Annotated in this window: 16 protein-coding genes; 6 read left to right on the top strand and 10 right to left on the bottom strand. The window is 37.8% G+C overall.

What is annotated here, in order from left to right:
- Positions 1–21 precede the first annotated feature (21 nt).
- The 3 genes from ACN1CD_RS02235 to ACN1CD_RS02225 all read right to left on the bottom strand — a co-directional run bounded on the left by ACN1CD_RS02235 (position 22) and on the right by ACN1CD_RS02225 (position 6,326).
- The gene (locus ACN1CD_RS02235) at positions 22–2,889 is read right to left on the bottom strand and encodes a glycosyl hydrolase 115 family protein (protein ID WP_419128620.1); all 2,868 of its coding nucleotides are present in this window, start codon (positions 2,887–2,889) and stop codon (positions 22–24) included.
- 1 nt (position 2,890) lies between these two features.
- The gene (locus tag ACN1CD_RS02230) at positions 2,891–4,015 is read right to left on the bottom strand and encodes an endo-1,4-beta-xylanase (RefSeq protein ID WP_419128619.1); all 1,125 of its coding nucleotides are present in this window, start codon (positions 4,013–4,015) and stop codon (positions 2,891–2,893) included.
- Positions 4,016–4,781: 766 nt separating this feature from the next.
- The gene (locus ACN1CD_RS02225) at positions 4,782–6,326 is read right to left on the bottom strand and encodes a glycoside hydrolase family 10 protein (protein ID WP_419128618.1); all 1,545 of its coding nucleotides are present in this window, start codon (positions 6,324–6,326) and stop codon (positions 4,782–4,784) included.
- A 203-nt stretch (positions 6,327–6,529) separates the two neighbouring features.
- Here ACN1CD_RS02225 and ACN1CD_RS02220 point away from each other — a divergent pair, with 203 nt between their 5' ends.
- The gene (locus tag ACN1CD_RS02220) at positions 6,530–7,432 is read left to right on the top strand and encodes a hypothetical protein (RefSeq protein ID WP_419128617.1); all 903 of its coding nucleotides are present in this window, start codon (positions 6,530–6,532) and stop codon (positions 7,430–7,432) included.
- A gap of 14 nt (positions 7,433–7,446) precedes the next feature.
- Here ACN1CD_RS02220 and ACN1CD_RS02215 read toward each other — a convergent pair whose 3' ends face one another.
- The 4 genes from ACN1CD_RS02215 to ACN1CD_RS02200 all read right to left on the bottom strand — a co-directional run bounded on the left by ACN1CD_RS02215 (position 7,447) and on the right by ACN1CD_RS02200 (position 13,274).
- The gene (locus ACN1CD_RS02215; protein WP_419128616.1) at positions 7,447–11,169 is read right to left on the bottom strand and encodes an ATP-binding protein; all 3,723 of its coding nucleotides are present in this window, start codon (positions 11,167–11,169) and stop codon (positions 7,447–7,449) included.
- Between the two features lie 92 nt (positions 11,170–11,261).
- Positions 11,262–12,143, bottom strand: coding sequence for an ACP S-malonyltransferase (gene fabD, locus ACN1CD_RS02210; RefSeq protein WP_419128615.1), 882 nt, complete (start codon positions 12,141–12,143; stop codon positions 11,262–11,264).
- A 73-nt stretch (positions 12,144–12,216) separates the two neighbouring features.
- The gene (folE, locus tag ACN1CD_RS02205) at positions 12,217–12,852 is read right to left on the bottom strand and encodes a GTP cyclohydrolase I FolE (RefSeq protein WP_419128614.1); all 636 of its coding nucleotides are present in this window, start codon (positions 12,850–12,852) and stop codon (positions 12,217–12,219) included.
- A gap of 11 nt (positions 12,853–12,863) precedes the next feature.
- A complete protein-coding gene (locus tag ACN1CD_RS02200; protein WP_419128613.1) occupies positions 12,864–13,274 on the bottom strand; it encodes a 6-pyruvoyl trahydropterin synthase family protein in 411 nt (136 codons plus the stop codon).
- A gap of 107 nt (positions 13,275–13,381) precedes the next feature.
- On the opposite strand from ACN1CD_RS02200, the gene mqnB reads away from it, so the two are divergent.
- The gene (gene mqnB / locus ACN1CD_RS02195) at positions 13,382–14,005 is read left to right on the top strand and encodes a futalosine hydrolase (RefSeq protein ID WP_419128612.1); all 624 of its coding nucleotides are present in this window, start codon (positions 13,382–13,384) and stop codon (positions 14,003–14,005) included.
- 41 nt (positions 14,006–14,046) lie between these two features.
- Entirely contained in the window at positions 14,047–14,895 is an 849-nt protein-coding gene (locus tag ACN1CD_RS02190) for a menaquinone biosynthesis family protein (protein ID WP_419128611.1), read from the top strand.
- Positions 14,896–15,179: 284 nt separating this feature from the next.
- Here ACN1CD_RS02190 and ACN1CD_RS02185 read toward each other — a convergent pair whose 3' ends face one another.
- The 3 genes from ACN1CD_RS02185 to ACN1CD_RS02175 all read right to left on the bottom strand — a co-directional run bounded on the left by ACN1CD_RS02185 (position 15,180) and on the right by ACN1CD_RS02175 (position 18,474).
- A complete protein-coding gene (locus ACN1CD_RS02185) occupies positions 15,180–15,875 on the bottom strand; it encodes a response regulator transcription factor (protein ID WP_419128610.1) in 696 nt (231 codons plus the stop codon).
- 171 nt (positions 15,876–16,046) lie between these two features.
- Positions 16,047–17,879 carry a sensor histidine kinase gene (locus ACN1CD_RS02180; protein ID WP_419128609.1) on the bottom strand — a complete coding sequence of 611 codons (1,833 nt, stop codon included), beginning with the start codon at positions 17,877–17,879 and terminating at the stop codon, positions 16,047–16,049.
- Between the two features lie 226 nt (positions 17,880–18,105).
- Entirely contained in the window at positions 18,106–18,474 is a 369-nt protein-coding gene (locus ACN1CD_RS02175; RefSeq protein ID WP_419128608.1) for a DUF3127 domain-containing protein, read from the bottom strand.
- A 71-nt stretch (positions 18,475–18,545) separates the two neighbouring features.
- Between ACN1CD_RS02175 and ACN1CD_RS02170 the strand changes: the two genes are divergently transcribed.
- The 3 genes from ACN1CD_RS02170 to ACN1CD_RS02160 all read left to right on the top strand — a co-directional run bounded on the left by ACN1CD_RS02170 (position 18,546) and on the right by ACN1CD_RS02160 (position 21,186).
- Positions 18,546–19,736: a THUMP domain-containing class I SAM-dependent RNA methyltransferase gene (locus tag ACN1CD_RS02170; RefSeq protein ID WP_419128958.1), complete on the top strand. Its 1,191-nt coding sequence runs from the start codon at positions 18,546–18,548 to the stop codon at positions 19,734–19,736.
- 452 nt (positions 19,737–20,188) lie between these two features.
- The gene (locus ACN1CD_RS02165; RefSeq protein ID WP_419128607.1) at positions 20,189–20,470 is read left to right on the top strand and encodes a helix-turn-helix domain-containing protein; all 282 of its coding nucleotides are present in this window, start codon (positions 20,189–20,191) and stop codon (positions 20,468–20,470) included.
- A gap of 71 nt (positions 20,471–20,541) precedes the next feature.
- The gene (locus ACN1CD_RS02160) at positions 20,542–21,186 is read left to right on the top strand and encodes an HD domain-containing protein (RefSeq protein ID WP_419128606.1); all 645 of its coding nucleotides are present in this window, start codon (positions 20,542–20,544) and stop codon (positions 21,184–21,186) included.
- The last annotated feature ends 324 nt before the right edge of the window (positions 21,187–21,510 follow it).

The raw sequence follows: 21,510 nt of genomic DNA, 5'->3' as shown, positions 1-21,510 counted from the left end.
TTGGGTTATAAATGGTTCAGGTTATTTGGCTTCACTTACGAAAGTTTCCGGTGGACCGAGAAAACTCGGCTTCAGGCCACCAAGATCCAAGACCAGCTTTTGCAACACTACAGCCGGACTTATCATCCAGTATTTTATGGTATGCTTACCTGTTTGATCAAACTTTAATGGGGTTTTAAAAATCTTGATGCTGTTTGCTACTGATTTCCGCCATGCGGCTTCTGATTTATAATCGGAGCTGATATTTACAATGGCTGGCTTTTGATCATCAATAGAGACAGCGAATTTTAATCCATCGCTGTTGGTAAAATCAATGGTTGGTGAAATATAAGTATTCAGATTAAACGTTCCCGTAGTGTTTAAATAAATGTCGTATTCCAGATGAGGCGTATTTGCATCGAGATTTTGAACCGGAGAAGTAACAGGAACGGGGATTACGCCTCCTAAAGTTTTTCCATAATTCGGAAGCGTTTTCCAAAATATTGGCCGATTGTTTATTGCCCGGTTATAGTGAGGTGCTTCCATTGAAATGTATCCATTTTCAGGCAAAAAGCCATTAAGTTTTTGATCGGAAAAGCGAGTGTTATCAAGGTTCACAGCAATATCCTTCTTCGAACCGTCGCTCGCCGAAACAGTAATCGTAGTTTGAACTGTACCTTTTGGTACTTTTGCCCAATCGATACTTAACCAAATCCTTTTTTCAATATCAATGTCTCCATTTGCTTCACTAATCTTTATATAAGCCGGAGCTTTAATTTTATAGGTAAAACTCCCTTTTGCTTTATTAAATAATTCGAGATAGTGAGGTTTGTTGTGATAAAAATCAAAAGTTGGTAATGCAACGATTACTTTTCCTTTATTAAACCGGAACGACTCGCTACCCTCAATTGCCAGTCCCATTTCAGCCTTATTCAAATTAGCTGTCGAAACCAATACAACCGTATTTGGAATGGAGTTTTTCTCTGGCTGCTGCCAGTAAGTATAGCCAATATGGGTTTGATCCATCATGTGATCCCACTTGCCATTGGCCATTGTTTTATTATAATAATTAGTAATTTCTTCATCGCGTTTATACAACTGTGAAACTTTTTCAGCCATCACATTCGTTTCTATGCGACCTTGTTTTGCATACAACTTATTTTTTGCCACACAATAATACAGATCATAAAGGTTTGCACTGGCTTCTACCGGATGCATCACCAACTGGTAAAAAGCGTCTTTCTGGTCGGCAGGAATTTGTTCAAATATAAACCTGGCGTCTCGTTCCAATTTTCGGTAATCTGCTATAACAGTTTCAAACTCATTGTAATAAGTTAAGCTGTAAATACTATCGGTAAGCAATTCTGGTTTAATGCGACCGTTATATTTAGAATATTGATCGAGGATTGTACCTATTGAAGTGGCAAAGGTTTCTCCAAATTGTTTCTCAGACCAATCGATTGTATATTGTTTCAGTTTTTCTGTAGGGATAGCATCAGGCGCCCAGGCATAATCAAGAAAAAATGAAATCGGGAATTCCATAGGCTTCAAATCGCCAACATTTACAATCCAGATCTGGTTGGCATTGTACTCATAAGCCAGGTTCATTTGCTCCCAGATTTTTTGGATCGGATTGGTGTTAATCCACTTATAATTTCTGGGGTCACCTACATAATCGAAGTGATAATAAATGCCATACCCTCCTTTTCTTGGTGCCTCATTCAGCTTGGGAAGTTTCCTGATATTGCCCCAGTTATCATCACAAAGCAGTAAGGTAATATCATCAGGAACCCGCATTCCCTTGTCATAATAAGCCTGCACTTCTTTGTAAAGTGCCCAAAGCTGAGGCGTTTCTGCTGCTGGTTTTTTAGTTACCTTCTCAATAATTTCACGCTGATCGCTAACAATTTTCTCCAGTAACGCTGTCGCAGTTCCTTCCGTCATCGGCTCATCACCGTCGCCCCGCATCCCAACTGTAATAATTTGTTCTTTATCAGCAACCCGTTTCAAACCGCTTTCCCAGAACTCCCGCAACTGTTGCGGATTCTGATCATAATTCCATTTGCCGCCTTTATATCTTTTCCATTCGTCATGCGCCCTGCTTAACGGTTCGTGATGGGAGGTGCCAATTACCACACCATATTCATCAGCCAAAACCGGATTCATTTTATCGTCGTCATTAAATGCACTTCCCCACATGGCCGGCCACAAATAGTTTCCTTTTAACCGAAGAATCAGCTCGAAAACTTTTCCATAAAACTTACTATTGAAGCCGCCGAACTCCTTTCTGCTCCAACCCGAAAGTGCCGGCGCCTCATCATTTAAAAAAATGCCGCGATATTTTACTGCCGGCGAAGCAATTACATGCCTGCCAGAAATGGCGAACAACGCATTGCTTTTTTTAACCGGAACATCTGCCCAATAATACCAGGGCGAAACACCGATCTGGCTCGACAGTTCGTACACGCCATAAATGGTTCCCCGCTTATCACTGCCTGCAATCACCAATGCCGAATCGATTCCCGGCAGGGGATTTTTTACCACCTCAATTAAGGTACTTTCCCAATTGCCGGCAATACCAGCCACATTAATTTTATTTTCCTTGATTAACTGATCGATTACCTTACTCTTCCCTATCGTGCCGATGATGATGGCCATCCGGGCAGTTTTATCAGTTAAGAAAGCGGGCTTAATACCCGTAACTTTTTCCAAGTCTGTTTGAAGGTCAGCGGCAGCACGCAATACACCCGGCCACTCATTTCCACTCACAAGAATAGAAGAAACAATACCTTTACCCGCCAGCGTGAAACTTCCCTTCACAAAGCTTTTTGTAATGAAAGGATCAGTCCCGGCAGCCTGACTGATGGTTTTGAAGCCAAATAATAAAATAAGGAGGACCAGTTTCTTCATATTATTTATTTTTAAAGTTGATGACTTCCCAATAAGCCTTTTTAGGTTGCAGGTTGCGATCAAAAAGCAATGGATAGTTTTTTCTTCCCATTACCGGAAATTCATCTAACCAGGAATAGCGATCGGAAATATTCCAGAAAGTAACATTGGTAATGACTTTTTTATATTCGCGGAAGACTTTAAAAACCATTGCATATTTAGCTGCTTGTTTGTTTTCCAATTCAGCTGTAAATACATCAGATTCCCCTGGCCTTTTAATTCGCTTACTTGGTTCCCAGGGATAAATGGAGAGGTCTAGTTCGGTGATCTGAATTTTTAATCCTAAGGATGAATACCGTTCAATTGCACTTCTAAGTGCATCTTCATTAGGTTCTTGTAAAGACCAATGCGCTTGTAAACCAACTCCGTCAATCGGCACCCCCTTATCTTTTAAACTTTTTAAAAGCCTGTAAATCTGTTCCCGTTTTTCAGGGCGTTCGGTGTTGTAATCGTTGTAATATAGCTTAGCCCCAGGATCTGCAGCATGTGCATACTCAAAAGCTTTGGCTATATAATTTTCACCACAGATCTGGTACCATTTAGAATTTCGTAGAAAGTGATTTGGATCATCATCAATCGCTTCGTTAACGACATCCCATGCATAGATTTTACCTTTGTAACGGTTTACCACTGTGGTGATGTGCGTTTTCAAACGTTGAAGCAATACTGCTTTAGTCACTTCTTTGCCGTCATCACCTTTAAAAATCCAATCGGGGGTTTGCTCGTGCCAGCATAAATTGTGACCACGAACTTTAATGCCATTTTTCACAGCAAAGCTGACAATCGAATCGGCATCTTTCCAATAAAAAACACCTTCCTGAGGCTGGATAGCTTTCATCTTCATGGCATTTTCTGCCGTAATACTATTAAACTGTTTTTTGATGAGTTGCGCTTCGTCGCCATGCAAATTTCTTACTGCTACCGCAACGCCAATTGGAAAATATTTCTTGTAAGCGTCTTTCAATCCTTTCTGAATAGGAGACTTTTCAGACTTCGCACGTTGCGCAAGGGTGTTGATCGCCATCAGCAAAAGAAAACAAACCCATAACGATCTGATTAATTTTGAAAAATTAGTAGCCTGGCTCATTTATATTTGGTTAGTATAAAGTTGAAGTTTATGCTACCTCAATCCTGTTTTTTTTATTCAATTAAACCTGAAGACTTACTCAAACTTAATATCTTTTATCTTACTGGAAATTCAATTTCAATCAAATTTGATAAGACTAAAGTATAACTAATTTTTATAAATTGCAATCGATTGCACAATTATTGTAAATTTATTTTTATTAATGTGAGTTCAATTAATAATATACTTTAGAATACCATTTGAACGATTTATTGTTGTTTTTAACCATCCTGCACTTTGGGTGGGTACCCTGCTGAATGACTACCGTGTGGACATATCTTCCGAGAGTGATTTTCTATACATTTTGCTAACTAACTTTAATAAAGCACAGGCTTTACCGAAGAGCGCCGTCAATCCCAAGGGCCGGGGAAATCAAAAAAACAGTTGCACAATAGTACAAATAGCACTACCGAACCTTAAACGCAGTGGTTTTGTGTTCATCAATATAAATTCGAAGCTTAAATGAATTTTGAACACAAAACGAAGTGACCACTGTTTTTTTGATGTGTGTAGGGTGGTGTGAAGGCCCCTAGCTGGATTGACAAAGCGCTTTGGGTACTTTGGCGCTCCAAAATGCGCAGCATTCTTGAACACTGCTAAAAATAATATTAACTGTGAAAAATTACCATGCCCCGCGGCAAAGAGCGGTAAAAAATCTTAAAATTAAATCAGTTTTAAAACAAAAAATCCCACTTTCAAAAAGCGGATTCAAATTGGAATATATAAATTATTCTTTCGCCAATGGAACTTCAACACCTACTGGCCCGCTTGGCTCACTTTCATTCTTAAGCCGATCTAAAGCGGTAACCAGATAACTATACCGTTTACCACTTTCTATACTGGTATCAATAAAGGAAACATAATCTTCAAAGCTAATTTTCAAGATGTTTTTCGGATCTAAAACGGAGATTTTCTCTCCTTCCGCAAAGCGATAAATGACATAACCAGAAGCAGTTTCACCATCACTGGCTTTTAATGGCCTCTCCCATTTCAGGTGTACACCATCTTTTAAAGCATCAGCAGATAGTTGCTGTGGTTGGTTAGGGGCAATTTCATCCAGCCATGGCATCTGAGGTGGCAAAGCCTGATACTTGTATAAATCATTTTTTAATGAATCGGCAACAGAACGCGCTACAGTACTTAAAGATTTGGAACTGAAATAAACGCTGCCTTGAATCCTATTGTTTTCTCTGATGTATCTAATCTGATTTGGAACTTCTGAAAGATTTCGCCAGGCCAATTCAGCCCTTGAATTTACTAAATATGCACCCTGCCCGATATACACATGCCTGCCGTAACTGTTATTGCTCCACCAATCTACCAGTGTACCAAACGGCGCCACCCTTCTGGTAAAAGTGAAATAAATTTGAGGGTTAATATAATCTACCCAGCCTTCTCGCACCCATTTACGGCTATCTGCAAAAAGTTCTGCATAATTGGATAAACCACTACTAGCCGATCCTTCAGGGTCTTCCCTTTTATTACGCCAGATTCCAAACGGGCTGATGCCAAATTTTACCCACTTTTTATAGTGGTGAATGCTGTCATCAAGCTGCTTAATTAAAACATTAACGTTGTTTCTTCTCCAGTCCCCAATATCTGTAAAATTCTCTTTGTATTTATTAAAGGTATTGGAGTCATTAATGGTTTGCCCTTCAAGTTTATATGGGTAAAAGTAATCATCGAAGTGAATGCCATCAACATCATATTCTTTAACCACATCCAAAATCACCTGAATAATGTATTCTCTCACTTCGGGAATACCGGGATCGAACTGCTTTTTGCCTCCATAGGTAAAAAACCATTCAGGGTGTTTTTTAAACGCATGGCTGTCGCTAAAAACAGTGCTGCTGCTCATGCTGGCGCGATAAGGATTAAACCATGCATGCAACTCCATGCCTCTGAAATGCGCTTCCTTAATAGCAAATGTTAAAGGGTCATATCCGGGTGCAGGCGCTAAACCCTGGCGTCCCATTAGCCACTGGCTCCAGGGCTCACGAGATTTTGCATAAAAAGCATCACCAGCTGGCCTTACCTGTAAAATAATGGCATTCATTCCTTGCGCTTTGTGTCGTTCGAGGATGCCAATCAGTTCTTGCTTTTGTTGGTCTACACTTAAACCTGGTCTCGATGGCCAGTCGATATTTGTTACAGTTGCTACCCAAACGCCCCTAAACTCTCTTTTTGGTGCAATTTTTGTTAAAGGTTGTGCATTTAATATATATGGTAGTATAGTTACAATTAAAAGTGCGTATAGAAAGTTTTTAAGCATTATTCTGTCTTATTTTTTATTCAGGATGAGTTCTTTTTGTATGTTATACAAATGAATGTTAGCAATTAAACGATTTTTTTTAAAAACTCTTATAATTTTTTTTAATAATTCTAATTTGCGTTTTGCTAAATTAATTGTACCCCACCATTATCAATTGGAGAACAAAAGTATATTAATTTAAGAAGATACAGCATTATTTAAGAATGGAACCACAAAAGATTAATAAGGGCGATAGAAATAAGATATACTTTCTGATTATAGTTATTGCTGCACTTGTTGGAACGAATGCTTACTTATATTTTAAAGACCGCCAGCAAAGTAAAAAGTTTGTAACAGTAAGCACAGAAAAAGATAAACTACGCTTAGAAGTAGAAAAAATAGAAGTAGAGCTGGATAAGATAAATGCCCTGAACCTTGATCTAAACGAAAAACTGGTTGAAGAACAAAAACTTGCCCGCGAGAAAATTGAAGAACTTAAGGCTGCATTAGAAAAGGGAGAAATTACCCAGGGCGAGCTGGATAAAGCTAATACCCAGATTAGCGAGCTCAAAGTTTTTGTTAAGAATTATAACGACCAGATCATCCAGTTACAAAAAGATAACATCTTCCTAAAAAACAGTCGGGATAGTCTGGAAAACACCCTCAGGAACATGAGTAGTAAGGCCTCAAGCCTTGAAAATGAAAATGCTAACCTTAATGCAAAAGTAAAAACCGCATCGGCATTGAAACTCCAAAATGCAGACATCGTTGCTTTTAGAACAAAATCAAGCGGCAAAAAAGTACAGGTAAGTAAATCTTCAACTGCAGAAAAACTTAGCGTTCGTTTCAATATTGTTCCCAACGAACTTGCTGCAAAAGGCCACCATAATATCTACCTTCGAGTATTTGATCCGGCAGGTAACCTACTCGCAGACGATGAAGACCGGTTTGAGGCTGAAGGACAGGAAATGCAATTCAGTCACTCCATTTATATCGATTACAACAATGATAACAGTTCTTACGTAATCGACTGGCGGAACCCAAAAGCATTTATGAAAGGGATTTATACCGTTATTTTATACACAAACGGAAATACCTTAGGTAAGGCACAGGTAGAATTAAAATAGGGTCGCTCTATTTACTAAGCCAACGGAAAGGTAAGGTAAAAAGTAGTACCAACATCAGGAACGGAAGTAAAACTCACTTCACCACCTGCATTTTCTACCGCTTGTTTTACGAATGCCAAACCTAAACCTGTACCAGAAGTTTTTGTAGTAAAGTTTGGAACAAAAATCTTATCGTGTAACACCTGCGGAATTCCTTTTCCATCATCTTTCACTTCTATAAAAGCATGTGTTTTATCGTTATACAAAACAACGGTAACACAACAATGATCATCACCTTCAATAGCCTCAATGGCATTTTTAAAAAGGTTATTAAAGGTTCTCAATAACTGATCCTGATCCGCCAGAATATTAATTTTCTGACTTGATTTATCGAGCAGGTCTATTTCAACATTGCCTGTATTTTTATACACTTCTCTTGCCCTTTCCAAAACCGGCAGTATCTCGATCTTCTCTAAATTGGTATCCGGCATTTTTGCAAAATTCGAAAATTCGGATGCAATTTTCGAAAGGCTGTCTATCTGTTCGATGAAAGACTTACTGAATTTATTAAATTTAACTTCAAAGTTCGGATCATTTTCTCTCCATGATTTATCAAGCAGCTGAACACCTAATTTTAATGGTGTAAGTGGGTTTTTAATTTCATGCGCCACCTGCTTGGCCATTTCGCGCCAGGCACTTTCCCTTTCAGAACGGGCAAGTTTAACCGCACTGGCCTCCAGCGCCGCAATCATACTATTATATTCTTTAATGAGTGAACCAATCTCATCATGCCTCCGCCACACAATCGGCTCATTGCGTTGCCCGATCCTGGCATGGCTAATGCTTTCCTGAATAAAGGTTAACGGACTGGTAATTTGATTGGCCAGGAACACGGCTAACACTCCCACAGCCACAAAAACAAGTGCATAAATATTAATCAGGTTACTTACAAACAGCGCAATCTTATCTGAATATTCTTCTTCGTTAGAATAGTTAGGCAAACCGATATAGGCAATCGTTTCATTTTGTGCGTTGCGAATGGGTGCATAAGCCGCCGCATAGGTAAGGTTGCCAATTTTTTCCTCCGGATTAATATACTCTGATCGTTTTAACTGAGTGAGGTAAGTATAAGCTAAAGGCCCCATTTTCCGTCCGATTACTTTGTAACTATACAACTTTGGATAAGTTGTCATAATTAAATCTCCCTGAATATCATAGAGGTTCAAATCTGCATTATTGATATCTGCAAAGTTGTTAAAATCAGCTAGGGCATTCTCATCATCTTTAATTCCGCCACTAAAAACCTGCTTTTCGAAATTCTGCTGCACCTTCCTGATCTTATCTTTAATGGCGGCATTTTGCTGGCTTCTATACTCGTTATCCATATAATAATAAGTTACCCAGCCCACAATCAGTAATGTGGCTACTACAGAAAGCACGATTGAAACCTGGATACGCGTTTTATATAAAATTTTATTGGCGTTAATCATCAATGATCGATTAATGCTAAACCAGCCTACACGCTCATCATCTAGATTTTTAATCAGCCAAACCAATCCATAAAGCACTAAAGAGAAAATTATAAATACCAGGAAGAAAAAGGATAAGGCTGCTAATCGCTCTACATAATCAACTTTTTCTTTGCTGATGATGACCATTTTGCTATCACTAGGCTTATAAATTAAATGGCTGTAGGCAGATAGTTTATCACCAGTGGTTAAAAAATCATCTTTTTTACCTTTAAAATCTTTTCCATCCAGTGGGTAGGTATAATTCCCTGATTGATTCAGCAGGCGATTATTGCTATAAAGTGCAATAGAATAACCCCTAAAATCTTCATCTCTTATTTGTTTTTGATCGCCAAGTAAATCTGGCAACCTGTTGTTATAGTTGTATGGTTTAGACCGGAGTTCTATCACCAGGGTACCCAACAGGGAGCCACCATCCAGAACCGAAACTATCCCAAAATAATCCTGATAACCAAAAGTATTATTCACTTGGTAAAAATAGTTACCACCGTTAATCTTAACAGAGCCTGATTCTACCAGATTTTTATACTTAGAAAACGGCTGACTCCTAATGTTATCTGCGCTTGAGCCATCTTTTTTATAGGGATAAATCTGGTAATCATACCTGGATAAATACCCATCCATATAATTTTTGATATGATTTTTTAATACGGGATAATTGGTTTCGATTCCTTGCTTAAAATAGCGCACCAAAAACTGATCGGTAAGCAATTGCGATTCCAGTACACCGAGCGAAATAATCGCATTCGGATCTTCTGAAGACTGCACTTTCCGGGCTAAAGGTTCGCGCAAACTACGTTCCTTTATATCTTTATATTTGATGTATTTGATAGACGTATTAAATGCAAGGCAGAAGAAAACAATAGCAAATAGACCGACAGAAAATCTTTTCTCCTTAATGTAAACACCTTTCGCAATGATAAATAAGATGAGCGCAAATACAATAAAAAATACCGTAAAATCTGTCACCAGCTTATACACAAATAAGGCCGCGAAGCCTGTTAAGAAGATAATTAATCTTTCTTTATTGGTTACTTTAAGCGGCAGGCTTATTGTTGCAACAATTACAGTGAGCAGGTAAATCTGAAACCAAACCAGGCATAAAATTACAATGCTTACCCAGCTGGATCCACTCAGTTTTAAAATATTAATAATTTCAAAATTGATTTTTGAATTATAGATGAGTCCGAAAAATACTTCATCACTAAAATAAGCGACGAGGCTAATAAACACCAATAATAATCCATGGATAAGGATGCTTAGAAATTTATTTCTCCTAATCCATTCAGGAAATTGATATTGTTCCTTATGATTATATACAAATAACAGAAACCAGGTTAAGGCAAATACATTAAGCAGAAAATCGCCAAGAGATGGCATCATAAAACTGTCGCCATAAATCCGCGGATCGAAGAGCGCAAGCGAAAAGTGATGGTTAAACCACCCTAAATACAAATCGGAAAGCCGGAATAATGCAAAAAACGCCAGTAAAAGAAAAGTGCCGGAAACAATATATCCTTTTCTGGCTACCAGTGAACTCAGCGAGTTAAAAAACATACATATACAGAGCATCCCCCCTATAAATAGCCACAACTGTATCACAGAATAGTAATCGGAGGTATAGCCCGGTTTTACTTTTAATCCAAATAGAAACTTATCATCAAGGCTTTTTATGGTGTAAACGTCTTTATCAGCAAAAGAGGCTAACGTTAATAATTTGGATGTGGAAAGAAAGGGATCTAAATCATTTTTAAAATACTGTGTTTCTTTGAATGGATATTGAGATTGAATGGAAATTAAAAATACCAAACTGAAATTGCCTTCTGTATGCTTGGTTACCTCGTACCAGGCATTATAGAAAAATAAAACAGATTTCCCCTCTTTTACTGTGGTTACATCAATATCGGTAACTTTATAGGTACTCCAGAATTTAAGTTGATTATTTTGAAATGTTAATAGATTAATGCCTTTATCGTTTCTAAAGGCGGATAAAAATTCGATCGCATCTTTTGGATTTTGATGCAGGTGTTTTGCTTTTTCTACCTGCTTATTATCCGATAAAAAATCCTGAACAATTCTTTCCTTGATCAGGAGGTTATTTTGAACTTCTCTTGCATCTCTTTCCAGAAGCTCAGATTTGGTGGTAAACTTGCTTAATGAGATAGAAGTTGTAATCAGGCAACAAGCCAATACAAACAGCAGAAATCTAATTTTTACACCAAAGCTCAATGTTATTAATTTTGATAAAAGTAAATATAGACAAAAACAGCGCCATAAACGGTTTGTTTATGGCGCTGCAAATTATAAAATTTAATAGAATATCAGGCTATAGTTGCGCTGCTGGTTTGCACTTCCCTGCTTACCTTTTTAACCAATCCCTGCAATACATTACCAGGACCAACTTCCACAAATTCGGTAGCCTGATCTGCCAACATATTGGTAACTGTTTGTGTCCATCGTACCGCACCGGTTAACTGCTTAATTAAGTTTTCTTTAATTTCAGCTGGATCGGTGTAAGGCTTTGCATCAACATTCTGATATACCGGGCAAATTGGAGCAGCGATATTTGTCGCTTCAATTGCCTCCTGTAATTCGATTTTAGCAGGCTCCATTAAAGGAGAGTGGAAGGCACCACCAACATTTAATTTTAAAGCTCTTTTTGCACCTGCTTCAGTTAATTTCGCACAAGCAAGATCAATCCCTTCTATGCTACCGGAAATAACCAGCTGGCCCGGGCAATTGTAATTTGCCGGTACAACAACGGCAGCAATTTCTGCACAGATGCTTTCTACCACATCATCAGCTAAGCCTAATATAGCTGCCATGGTAGACGGTTGCGCTTCACAAGCTTTTTGCATGGCATTTGCACGTGCAATTACCAGCTTAAATCCGTCTTCGAATGATAAGGCATTTGCGGCAACCAATGCAGAAAACTCTCCTAAAGAGTGACCAGCAACCATATCTGGTTTAAAATCATCACCTAAAACCTTCGCTAAAATAACAGAATGCAAGAAGATTGCAGGTTGTGTTACGTTGGTTTGTTTAAGCTCCTCATCCGTTCCACTGAACATAATATCACTAATGCGGAAACCGATAATTTCATTTGCTTTTTCAAATAATTCTGCGGCTTTCGGGTGCTCATAAAGATCCTTACCCATGCCTACAAACTGTGCTCCTTGTCCAGGAAAAATATATGCTCTCATTATAATTTTGTTTGGCGTATTGCGGTTAGCGCTCAATCTTGATACTTAATACTTTCTACTTGATACTCACTGGTCAATCCAAACTCGCCGTGATTAACCTTAAAAATTCTGCTCTTGTTTTATCGTTACTTAAAAATGTCCCTGTAAAAGCTGAAGTAGTGGTAACAGAATTTTGCTTTTGAACCCCACGCATAGACATACATAGGTGTTTGCATTCCATTACTACGGCCACTCCCATTGGGTTCAATGTATTTTGAATACAATCTCTGATCTCGTTGGTTAAACGTTCCTGAACCTGTAAACGGCGGGCGAAAGCATCTACTATTCGTGGAATTTTGCTTAAACCAACAATTTGGCCATTCGGAATATAAGCAATGTGTGCTTTTCCAAAAAATGGCAACATATGATGTTCGCACATCGAGTAAACCTCAATATCTTTTACCACAACCATTTGGCTGTAATCTTCTTTAAACATTGCCGATTTTAAAATCTCATCAGGTTTTAAATCGTAGCCATGGGTTAGGTATTGCAAAGCTTTAGCCACACGTTCTGGTGTTTTAACTAAACCTTCACGTTCAGGATCTTCACCCAGCTGACTTAAAATATCTTTATAATGGGTGGCTACGGCCTCGATTTTGCTATCGTTATAACGATCTATTTTCACATAGCCATCTATCGATTCGCCTTTTAATACATCTTTAGTGCTCATTAATATAGGGTTTAACCAAAGTATTCAACAAAGTTATTTTCGGTTTCATAGATTTTTACGCAATGTAAAATCGCACCACCTTCAGCAATCGGAGCCAGTAACTGATTCCAGACTTCGATGGCTAAATTTTCTGTTGAAGCCAGCTTGCCTTTCATAAAGTCTACATCCAGATTTAAATTTTTATGATCAACCTTATCTACCACATAAGTATTCATCACATCTTTTAACCACTTTAAATCTACCAGAAAGCCTGTTTCGGGATTAACTTCCCCCTTTACAGTAACATATAACCAATAATTATGACCGTGCCAGTTTGGATTAGCACACTTGCCATAAACTTCATTATTTCTATTATCGTCCCAATCGGGTCTTGCCAGCTTGTGGGCCGCGTTAAATGATGCTTTTCTTGTTATATAAATCATTACACTAGAATAAAAGGCCAAATATACGGATAAAGGCTTAAGACAGGATATGGAAAATGTAAGATGTAAAATGGATGATTATCCTACTAATCGAGTAACTTTACTACATGAAAACATTAGTGGTTGCCGCCACAAAGGCCGAACTTTCTTTCTTTTATCAGCATTATAGCCTGCCGGAGAAAGATTTTGTAGAAAGTAAGCATTTCGATATCCTCATCACTGGCGTAGGGATGGTTGCTACAGCCTTCGCAATTGGGCAACGATTAACCAGCAAATATGATTTGGTGGTGAATTTTGGAATTGCTGGCTGTTTTGACCGGAACATTAAACTCGGCACTTTGGTAAATATAACGGAGGATATTTTTTCAGAACTGGGCGCAGAAAACGGAGATGAATTTCTAAGCATTGCTGAACTTGGTTTTGGGGAAAACCATTATCAGAACAAAACAGAGATCAATATTGATTTACCCTCAGTTCGTGCCGTTACCGTTAATTGCGTGAGTGGCAATGAAAAAAGCATTCAAAATCTGGTCAATCTATTCAATCCTGTGACAGAAAGTATGGAAGGTGCAGCTGTTTTTTATGCCTGTAAACAATCAAATATTGATTGTATTCAAATCCGCAGCATTTCCAATTATGTTGAGCCAAGGAATAAAGATAACTGGAAAATCGGCCTGGCAATTAAAAGCCTGAACGACTGGGCAATAGCCTTTATTGCAGAAATGAACTGATTATGACGTTTTAGTTTATCGCAAGCCTTAATTTTGATATTATGAAACTTACACTCGGTTTTTCACCCTGCCCTAACGACACGTTTATATTTGATGCACTCATTCACCATAAAATAGATACCGACGGATTAACATTTGAGGTGACTTATGACGATGTTGAAACCTTAAATCAGAAAGCGATGAAAGGCCAATTGGATATTACCAAACTAAGCTTTCATGCCTTTGCTTATGCAGCCAGTCAATACGCACTTCTTGATGCCGGCAGTGCTTTAGGTTTCGGTGTTGGCCCCTTGTTAATCAGCCATAAATTTGACCAGGAAACATTAGCCGAAAAAATAAAAAGTGATCCTGGCAGTCTTCGTGTTGGGATTCCTGGTAAATATACCACAGCCAACTTTTTGTTAGGCATTGCTTATCCTGAGCTTCAAAATAAACAGGAATTGGTTTTTTCAGAAATTGAAACCGCTTTGCTGGAAGATCAGATTGATTTAGGCTTAATCATCCACGAAAACAGGTTTACTTATGAAGATAAAGGTTTAACCAAAATTGTAGATCTTGGCGATTACTGGGAAAAGCTAACGGGTTGTGCCATTCCTTTGGGTGGAATTGTGATCAATAGAAATCTGGATCGTGAGGTGCAATTAAAAGTAAACCGCCTGGTTCGCGAATCTGTTGAATATGCATTTGCACATCCAAAATCTGGTATCGAATTTATTCGCGAACATGCACAAGCCATGGATGAAGCTGTGATGTACAAACACATCGAACTTTACGTAAATAAATACAGCATAAACTTAGGTGCTGAAGGCAGAAATGCGGTAAATACTTTATTTAAGCTTGCACAGGAAAGGAATATTATTCCTGCTATCCAGGAGAATTTCTATATTTAAAGTATTGAAAGGTTTAAAGGTTAAAAAATGTTGGAAGGTTGATCTCATCACCCAAAACATTTCAACCTTAAAACATCCTCAACATTTGAACGCTAGTTATAAATGGGTTGGAAAGTTGATCTCGGCGCCCAAAACATTTCAACTTTTCAACATCCCAACCTTTCAACACCAGCAAACACTTTGTTTAAAGGGATTGAGAGTTGGAAGGCTTAAATGCTGGGAAGTTAATTTCGTCGCCTAAAAACATTTCAACTTTACAACATCCCAACGTTTGAACATTCTACCTAACTCACCAACAATTTATATCCCTTGCCGTGAACGTTAATAATCTCTACTTTATCATCGCCTCTTAAATACTTCCGTAGTTTACTTAAAAACACATCCATACTTCTCCCATTGAAATAATTATCATCGTGCCAGATACTTAACAATGCCTCTTCCCTGGTTAAAACCGTATTCTTTTTCAGGCAAAGCAAACGCAATAATTCAGCTTCCTTAGTAGAAAGCTTTTGTTGCTGATCGTGATGAGTGATGATTTGGGTGGTATAATCAAAATGATAATCGCCGATAGCGAACTGTGTCTCAACTGCTTCCTCGGCATTGCTATCTTTACTGGCTACGCGTTTAAACATCGCGTTAATTCTGAGCAGCAGTTCTTCAATGCGGAAAGGCTTGGTAATATAATCATCACCGCCTAAATCATAAGCGGCAGATTTATCTTCCAGCATGGTTTTAGCCGTTGCAAATATAATCGGAACCTGGGCATTCACCTTTCTAACGTCTTTACCCAAAGTAAAGCCATCTTTCTTAGGCATCATTACATCAAATATACAAAGGTCGAAATTCTGCTTATTAAAAGCCTTTAAACCTTCTTCCCCATCGCTGCACAAAACAACATCAAATTTGCCTTTCAGTTGCAAATAATCTTGTAATAATAAACCTAAATTCGGATCGTCCTCTACCAGAAGTATTTTTTTCATTTTTATGATTTTATTCACCTGTGTAGAACTTGCTACACCAAATGTTTGATTCTGAATGTACATAGTGGTTTAATTATAATCAGATTTAATTTACACCACTATATTAGGCAAAGTTTGCAAGCTAAAAATTATTGTATCGACCAATACTACTTTTGTGCCGATTATCTTGATTTATAAAGGTAAAGATATTTCAAACGTTGTTCCTTTATCTTTTTCGCTACTTACTTTAATTGTGCCGTTTAATTTCTTAATAATATCCTGAACATAATTTAACCCTAAGCCAAATCCTTTTACATCATGTAAATTCCCGGTAGGAACACGGTAAAATTGGTCGAAAACTCTTTTCGATTGTTCTTTAGTCATTCCTATACCCTGATCAGAAATTTCGATAACCAGGTGTTTATTGGTGTTCCGGGTAGAGATTGTAATCACAGGTGCATCTGCACTGTATTTATTTGCGTTATCAATCAGGTTATAAAGCACATTCGAAAGATGCAGTTCATCGCCATAAACAACCGCATTTGTGGCATCTGTATGGAGATTAATGATGGCATTACGTTTTTGCAATTGAAGCTCCATACTGTCTAAAACAATAATGATCAGGTCATTCATGTCCACCTCAGTATTTTCCATTTTAAGCTCGCCTTTTTCTAATCTGGCAATACTTAAAACCCGCTCAATATGACTTCCTAAACGCACATTTTCATCATAAATAATGTTCGCCAGCCTGCTTAACCTGTTTTTATCTTCGGTAACCTCGGGGTCTTTTAGGGCCTCACTTGCAATCATAATAGTAGCCACCGGGGTTTTAAACTCATGCGTCATGTTGTTGATGAAATCCGTTTTCATCTCCGATATTTTTTTCTGCTTCAGAATGGCATAAAGTGTATAAGAAAAGATAAAAACCAACACTAAAAGTAAACCTACTGATGATGCCAGCGTTGCACTCAGGTTGGATACAATGGCAGAGTTTTTATTGGGGAAACTTACGATTAATGTTCCTGGATCGCGGAATAAATCATTGCCAAAGAGCGGAATTTTATAGGTGTTTTCTGGCAGGAACTCTTGCTTGCCATTAGAAGCCTCTACATATAAAATCGAATCTTTTTTCGCCAGCGAAATTTTATAAGACGGCTTCTGATTAATATTATGGGTGAGCAATTCTTCCTTCAGCAAAGTCCCCAGCACCTCAAAATTTATCCGTTTATACAATGGAATATTCACTTCCTGCAACTCTTTAGAAACATCTTCAACTACACTCAAACGAGTATAGGAAAACGTATCTTTTCCGAGAGATGCAATTTTAAGCGCTAATTTTTTTCGGGCAATTTCATCCTGACGTTTAAACTTTTTATTTAAGTCTTCCGAAATTTTAGGCAGGCCAACCAGCAATGGATTTCCCGTTAACGGATCAGCTACTAAATACCTGATCGTATCCGGAAGATTTTGAGGTGTTCTGAAATTAAAGGTTTTTGCCATTGGAGAAATCAACTTGGTTCTCATGCTGTACCCTTTCAGGTTCAAACTATTCAAATCCACAATCGCATCCATTTCCACATCTAGACGGGTGCCATTAATAGCTGGTTTTGGCGTAGAAAGTGATTTAAAATCACTTTCTGAAATTAGTTTCGGCTTCTGGTAAGATACCCTGATAATACTATCCTGCTGATTTAAGTAGTTTTCAATCTGGCTTTCATGCTCTGCCTGCCTTAATTCAGATTCTTGCGCGAATTGTTGCCTCAAATCTTTAACATCAAGTGCCCGTTGACGAGAATCCTGGAGCATTCGGAGTTTGTTTTCAGCATCCTTTTTATTCAGGTGATCGGCAACATTTAAACGCTCTACTTTTTTGACCACATTGGCTAAAGTCTGATTTACCTGTTCATCAAAAAGCTGAGATTTTAGGTTATAGGCCTCCCGTATGTAATACAACTGCATTACAAAAACACCGAGCAAAGCCACCGTCATTAACACGGTTATAAACCAAAAACTTCTTTTTTTCATTAACCTGGGATTGCCTTACCTTTTAAGAAAGTTAAAATAAAGCGTCTTTTAAATTAATCAGATACCAAAAATAATGATTCAGGAATGGAGAAGAATGTTTTTAACATATTTTAACAAGGGGTATGATACTGTAAATGAAGATTTAAGCGAGGCGATTGCAAAAAAAATGCCGAGGCAAAAGCCTCGGCATGGTTCAAAATTGTTTGCTTAAAAAAAGATTCTTTATTTAGAAAGGCAAATCATCATCTTCACCTGGTGCATTGCTAACATCAACCGGAGCTGCATAAGCTGGGGCTGCTGCTGATGGAGCGCCTGCTGCAACAGCGTTGATTTTCCAAATTACCAAACTGTTAAAATAGGATGTTTTACCTGCTTTATCTGTCCAGGGGCGACCGCGTAAATTAAAGAAAACCTCAACCTCATCACCCGCTTTAAATGTATCTAATAATGCAGTTTTATCTTGTAAAGCCTCAAAACGGATATATTCTGGGTATGTTGGATTTTCTGCGTATTCTACTATTAAATCACGTTTTTTAAACGTTTCACTCACTTGCTGCGTGGCACCTACTTCGTGTACTTTTCCTTTAATTTCCATAACTAATACTAATATTGTACGTATAAAAGCCAAATCTCTATAATTTTATTGATAACTTCGCATATATTATGATGCAAGTTTTCCACAATAAAAGCAAGGTTATTATCACCTGCAACAAACGCCTTTCTCCGTATTTACAAGATGAAGTTACGGCTTTAGGTTACACTATAGAAAGAGCCTTTCAAACTGGCGTTGAGCTGAATATAACCCTCACAGAGTGTATTAAGCTGAATTTGAACTTGCGTTGCGCCAGTCAGATTTTATATTCGATTAAAAGTTTCAAGGCCATTACGCCTGATGATTTATATAATGAGATTGCAGCAATTGAATGGGAAGAATTGATCGATTTTGCCGGTTATTTCTCCGTAACATCCAATGTTGACAATCCAAACATCACTACACCGCTTTTTGCCAACCTTAAAGTAAAAGATGCGATTGTAGATCGCATGAAAGAGAAAAAAGGCATTCGCCCAAATTCTGGCTCAGATGCAAATAAAGCAGTAGTCCATTTATATTGGAAAGATGCCGATGCAGATGTTTTTATGGATACCTCTGGCGAAACGCTTGCCAAACATGGTTATCGTAAAATCCCAGGAAAAGCACCTATGTTAGAGGCTCTTGCATCAGGAGTAATCTATGCCACCAAATGGGATCGTAAATCACCATTTATCAACCCAATGTGTGGTTCCGGAACTTTGGCCATCGAAGCCGCATTAATTGCAACCAACCGCGCACCAGGCTTATATAGAATGAACTATGCTTTCATGCATATTTTAGGATATGAAGAAGAAGCCTTTTTCGCAGAGCGAAGAATTTTAAAAGACCAGGTAATTAAAAACACTGATCTTAAAATTATTGCCTCCGATCTTTCTGAAGATGCGGTGGAAGTAACCCGCAGAAATGCAAAAACTGCTGGGGTTGATACGCTAATTGAATTTGAAGTTTGCGATTTTGAACTTACGCCAGTTCCTGAAGAAGGACAAGGTACTGTAGTGTTTAACCCGGAATATGGAGAACGTTTGGGTGTTCACAGTAAACTCGAGCAAACCTATAAACGCATGGGCGATTATATGAAAACAAAATGCAAAGGCTATTCGGGCTATATTTTTACCGGAAACCCAGACCTTGCTAAAAAAATAGGCTTAAAAGCCTCGCGCAAGCTGGAATTTTACAATGGAAAACTGGATTGCCGCTTACTTGAATACGAATTATATGATGGTTCCCGCCGCGCACCATTAGTTGAACAAGAAACTGTTTCTTAATATATTCGATTTAATCGACCAGCCTGAATTTTTTAGTGTCTATAAAAGAGAATACTGGAAAATTCAGGTTTTATTATTCCGTGCTAAATCGCAGCAGCAATCACTCTTCCTACCATAGCAATCTTATAATGACGATTCTCAAACGTTATTATAGTGATTCAGACCATTATCAAAACGAATAATATCTTAGCAGATGCATATTTATTTTATCGAAATTATAGTGCTTTCTATATTAAAAACCCATTAAACTGCTGATTTGAAAGTTTCTAAAACACTGACTTTCAAAAACAAAAAGGAATACATTAAACTTTTAGGTTGTGTGTTTGTTTAAGTCATATCATTCGTTACTAGCTTTACGTAATTCCTTATAGTGCTAAAAACTTCCATTTCGAAAAACTATAGGAATAAAAGACTCGTATATATTAAAAACATTATAAAAATTATCCCTTTTTATGGAAGATGTATTAGCTTTGAAGACGAAAAATGTTGCCGGGAACATTAGAAAAATTAGAGAATATAGAGATTATACTCAAGATTATCTAGCGGCAAAATTAAAAATTTCGCAGAATGCCTATAGTAAAATTGAGCTTGGCTATAGCAAACTCACCATTGATCGCTTATTTCAGGTTTCTGAAATTTTAGAGGTTGAGGTTACGCATTTATTAACCTTAAATCCGAACGATTTAATAAAGATTATTTCGGACGACGAGCACAGAGCAGCAGCGGTGAGTTAATAACTTCCGCTGTTGATATCATTTTTTTATCCTTGCACATATTTCCAATATCTTTATTGCAAATATTAATTATGCAAGATTCCATCCTAAAAACTATCACTTTCGTTAAACAAACACTAAAAGATGCCGAAGCTGGTCACGATTGGTTTCACATTGAGCGAGTTTTAAAAACGGCCATAAATATTAATCAAGAAGAACACGGCAACGAACTCGTTGTTGCCTTCGCAGCACTATTACACGACATTGCTGATCCAAAATTTAATAATGGGGATGAAGAAGTAGGTCCCAATGTTGCAGAGTCTTTCTTACAATCTCTTGCTATAGAGGAGGAGACAGTGAAACACGTTAAGCTTATTATTCAGCACATGTCTTTCAAAAATAGCTTTGATGGAAATAGCTTTACCTCAAAGGAAATGCAAATTGTTCAGGATGCAGATCGTTTAGATGCCATTGGCGCTATAGGAATTGCAAGAGCCTTTACCTACGGTGGCTTTAAAAACAGGATTTTATATGATCCGGCAATTAAAATAGAAGCGCACCAGTCAAAAGAAAGTTATAAAAATACAACGGCACCAACCATTAATCATTTTTATGAAAAGCTTCTGCTATTGAAAGATATGATGAATACTGCTGCCGGAAAGAAAATAGCTGAAAAACGTCATCAATTTATGCTGAATTACCTTGATCAGTTTTACAGTGAATGGGAAGGTGAATAAATAAAATGTTTCTTAAAACAGTTGTACAATAGTATAATATTGCACTAACAAACCTTAACGCAGTGATTTTGTGTTCATAATTGCAGATTCAATTTTTAAAAAGTATTGAACACAAAACGATTGTCGTTGTTTTTTTGATGTGGGTGAGGTGGTGTAAAAGGCCCATAGTTGGATCAACAAAGCGCTTTGGGTAATTGGCGCTCCAAAATGCGCAGCATTCTCGAACACCGCTAAAAACAATATTAACTGTGAAAAAGTACCATGCCTCCGCAGCAAAGAGCGGATAAAAGATCTTTACCAATTAATTATGTCAATACTATTGTT

Source organism: Pedobacter sp. N23S346, from assembly GCF_048515415.1.
Lineage (GTDB): Bacteria > Bacteroidota > Bacteroidia > Sphingobacteriales > Sphingobacteriaceae > Pedobacter.
Note: the sequence above shows the minus strand (reverse complement) of the source record. Positions and strands in the feature narration are given on the sequence as shown.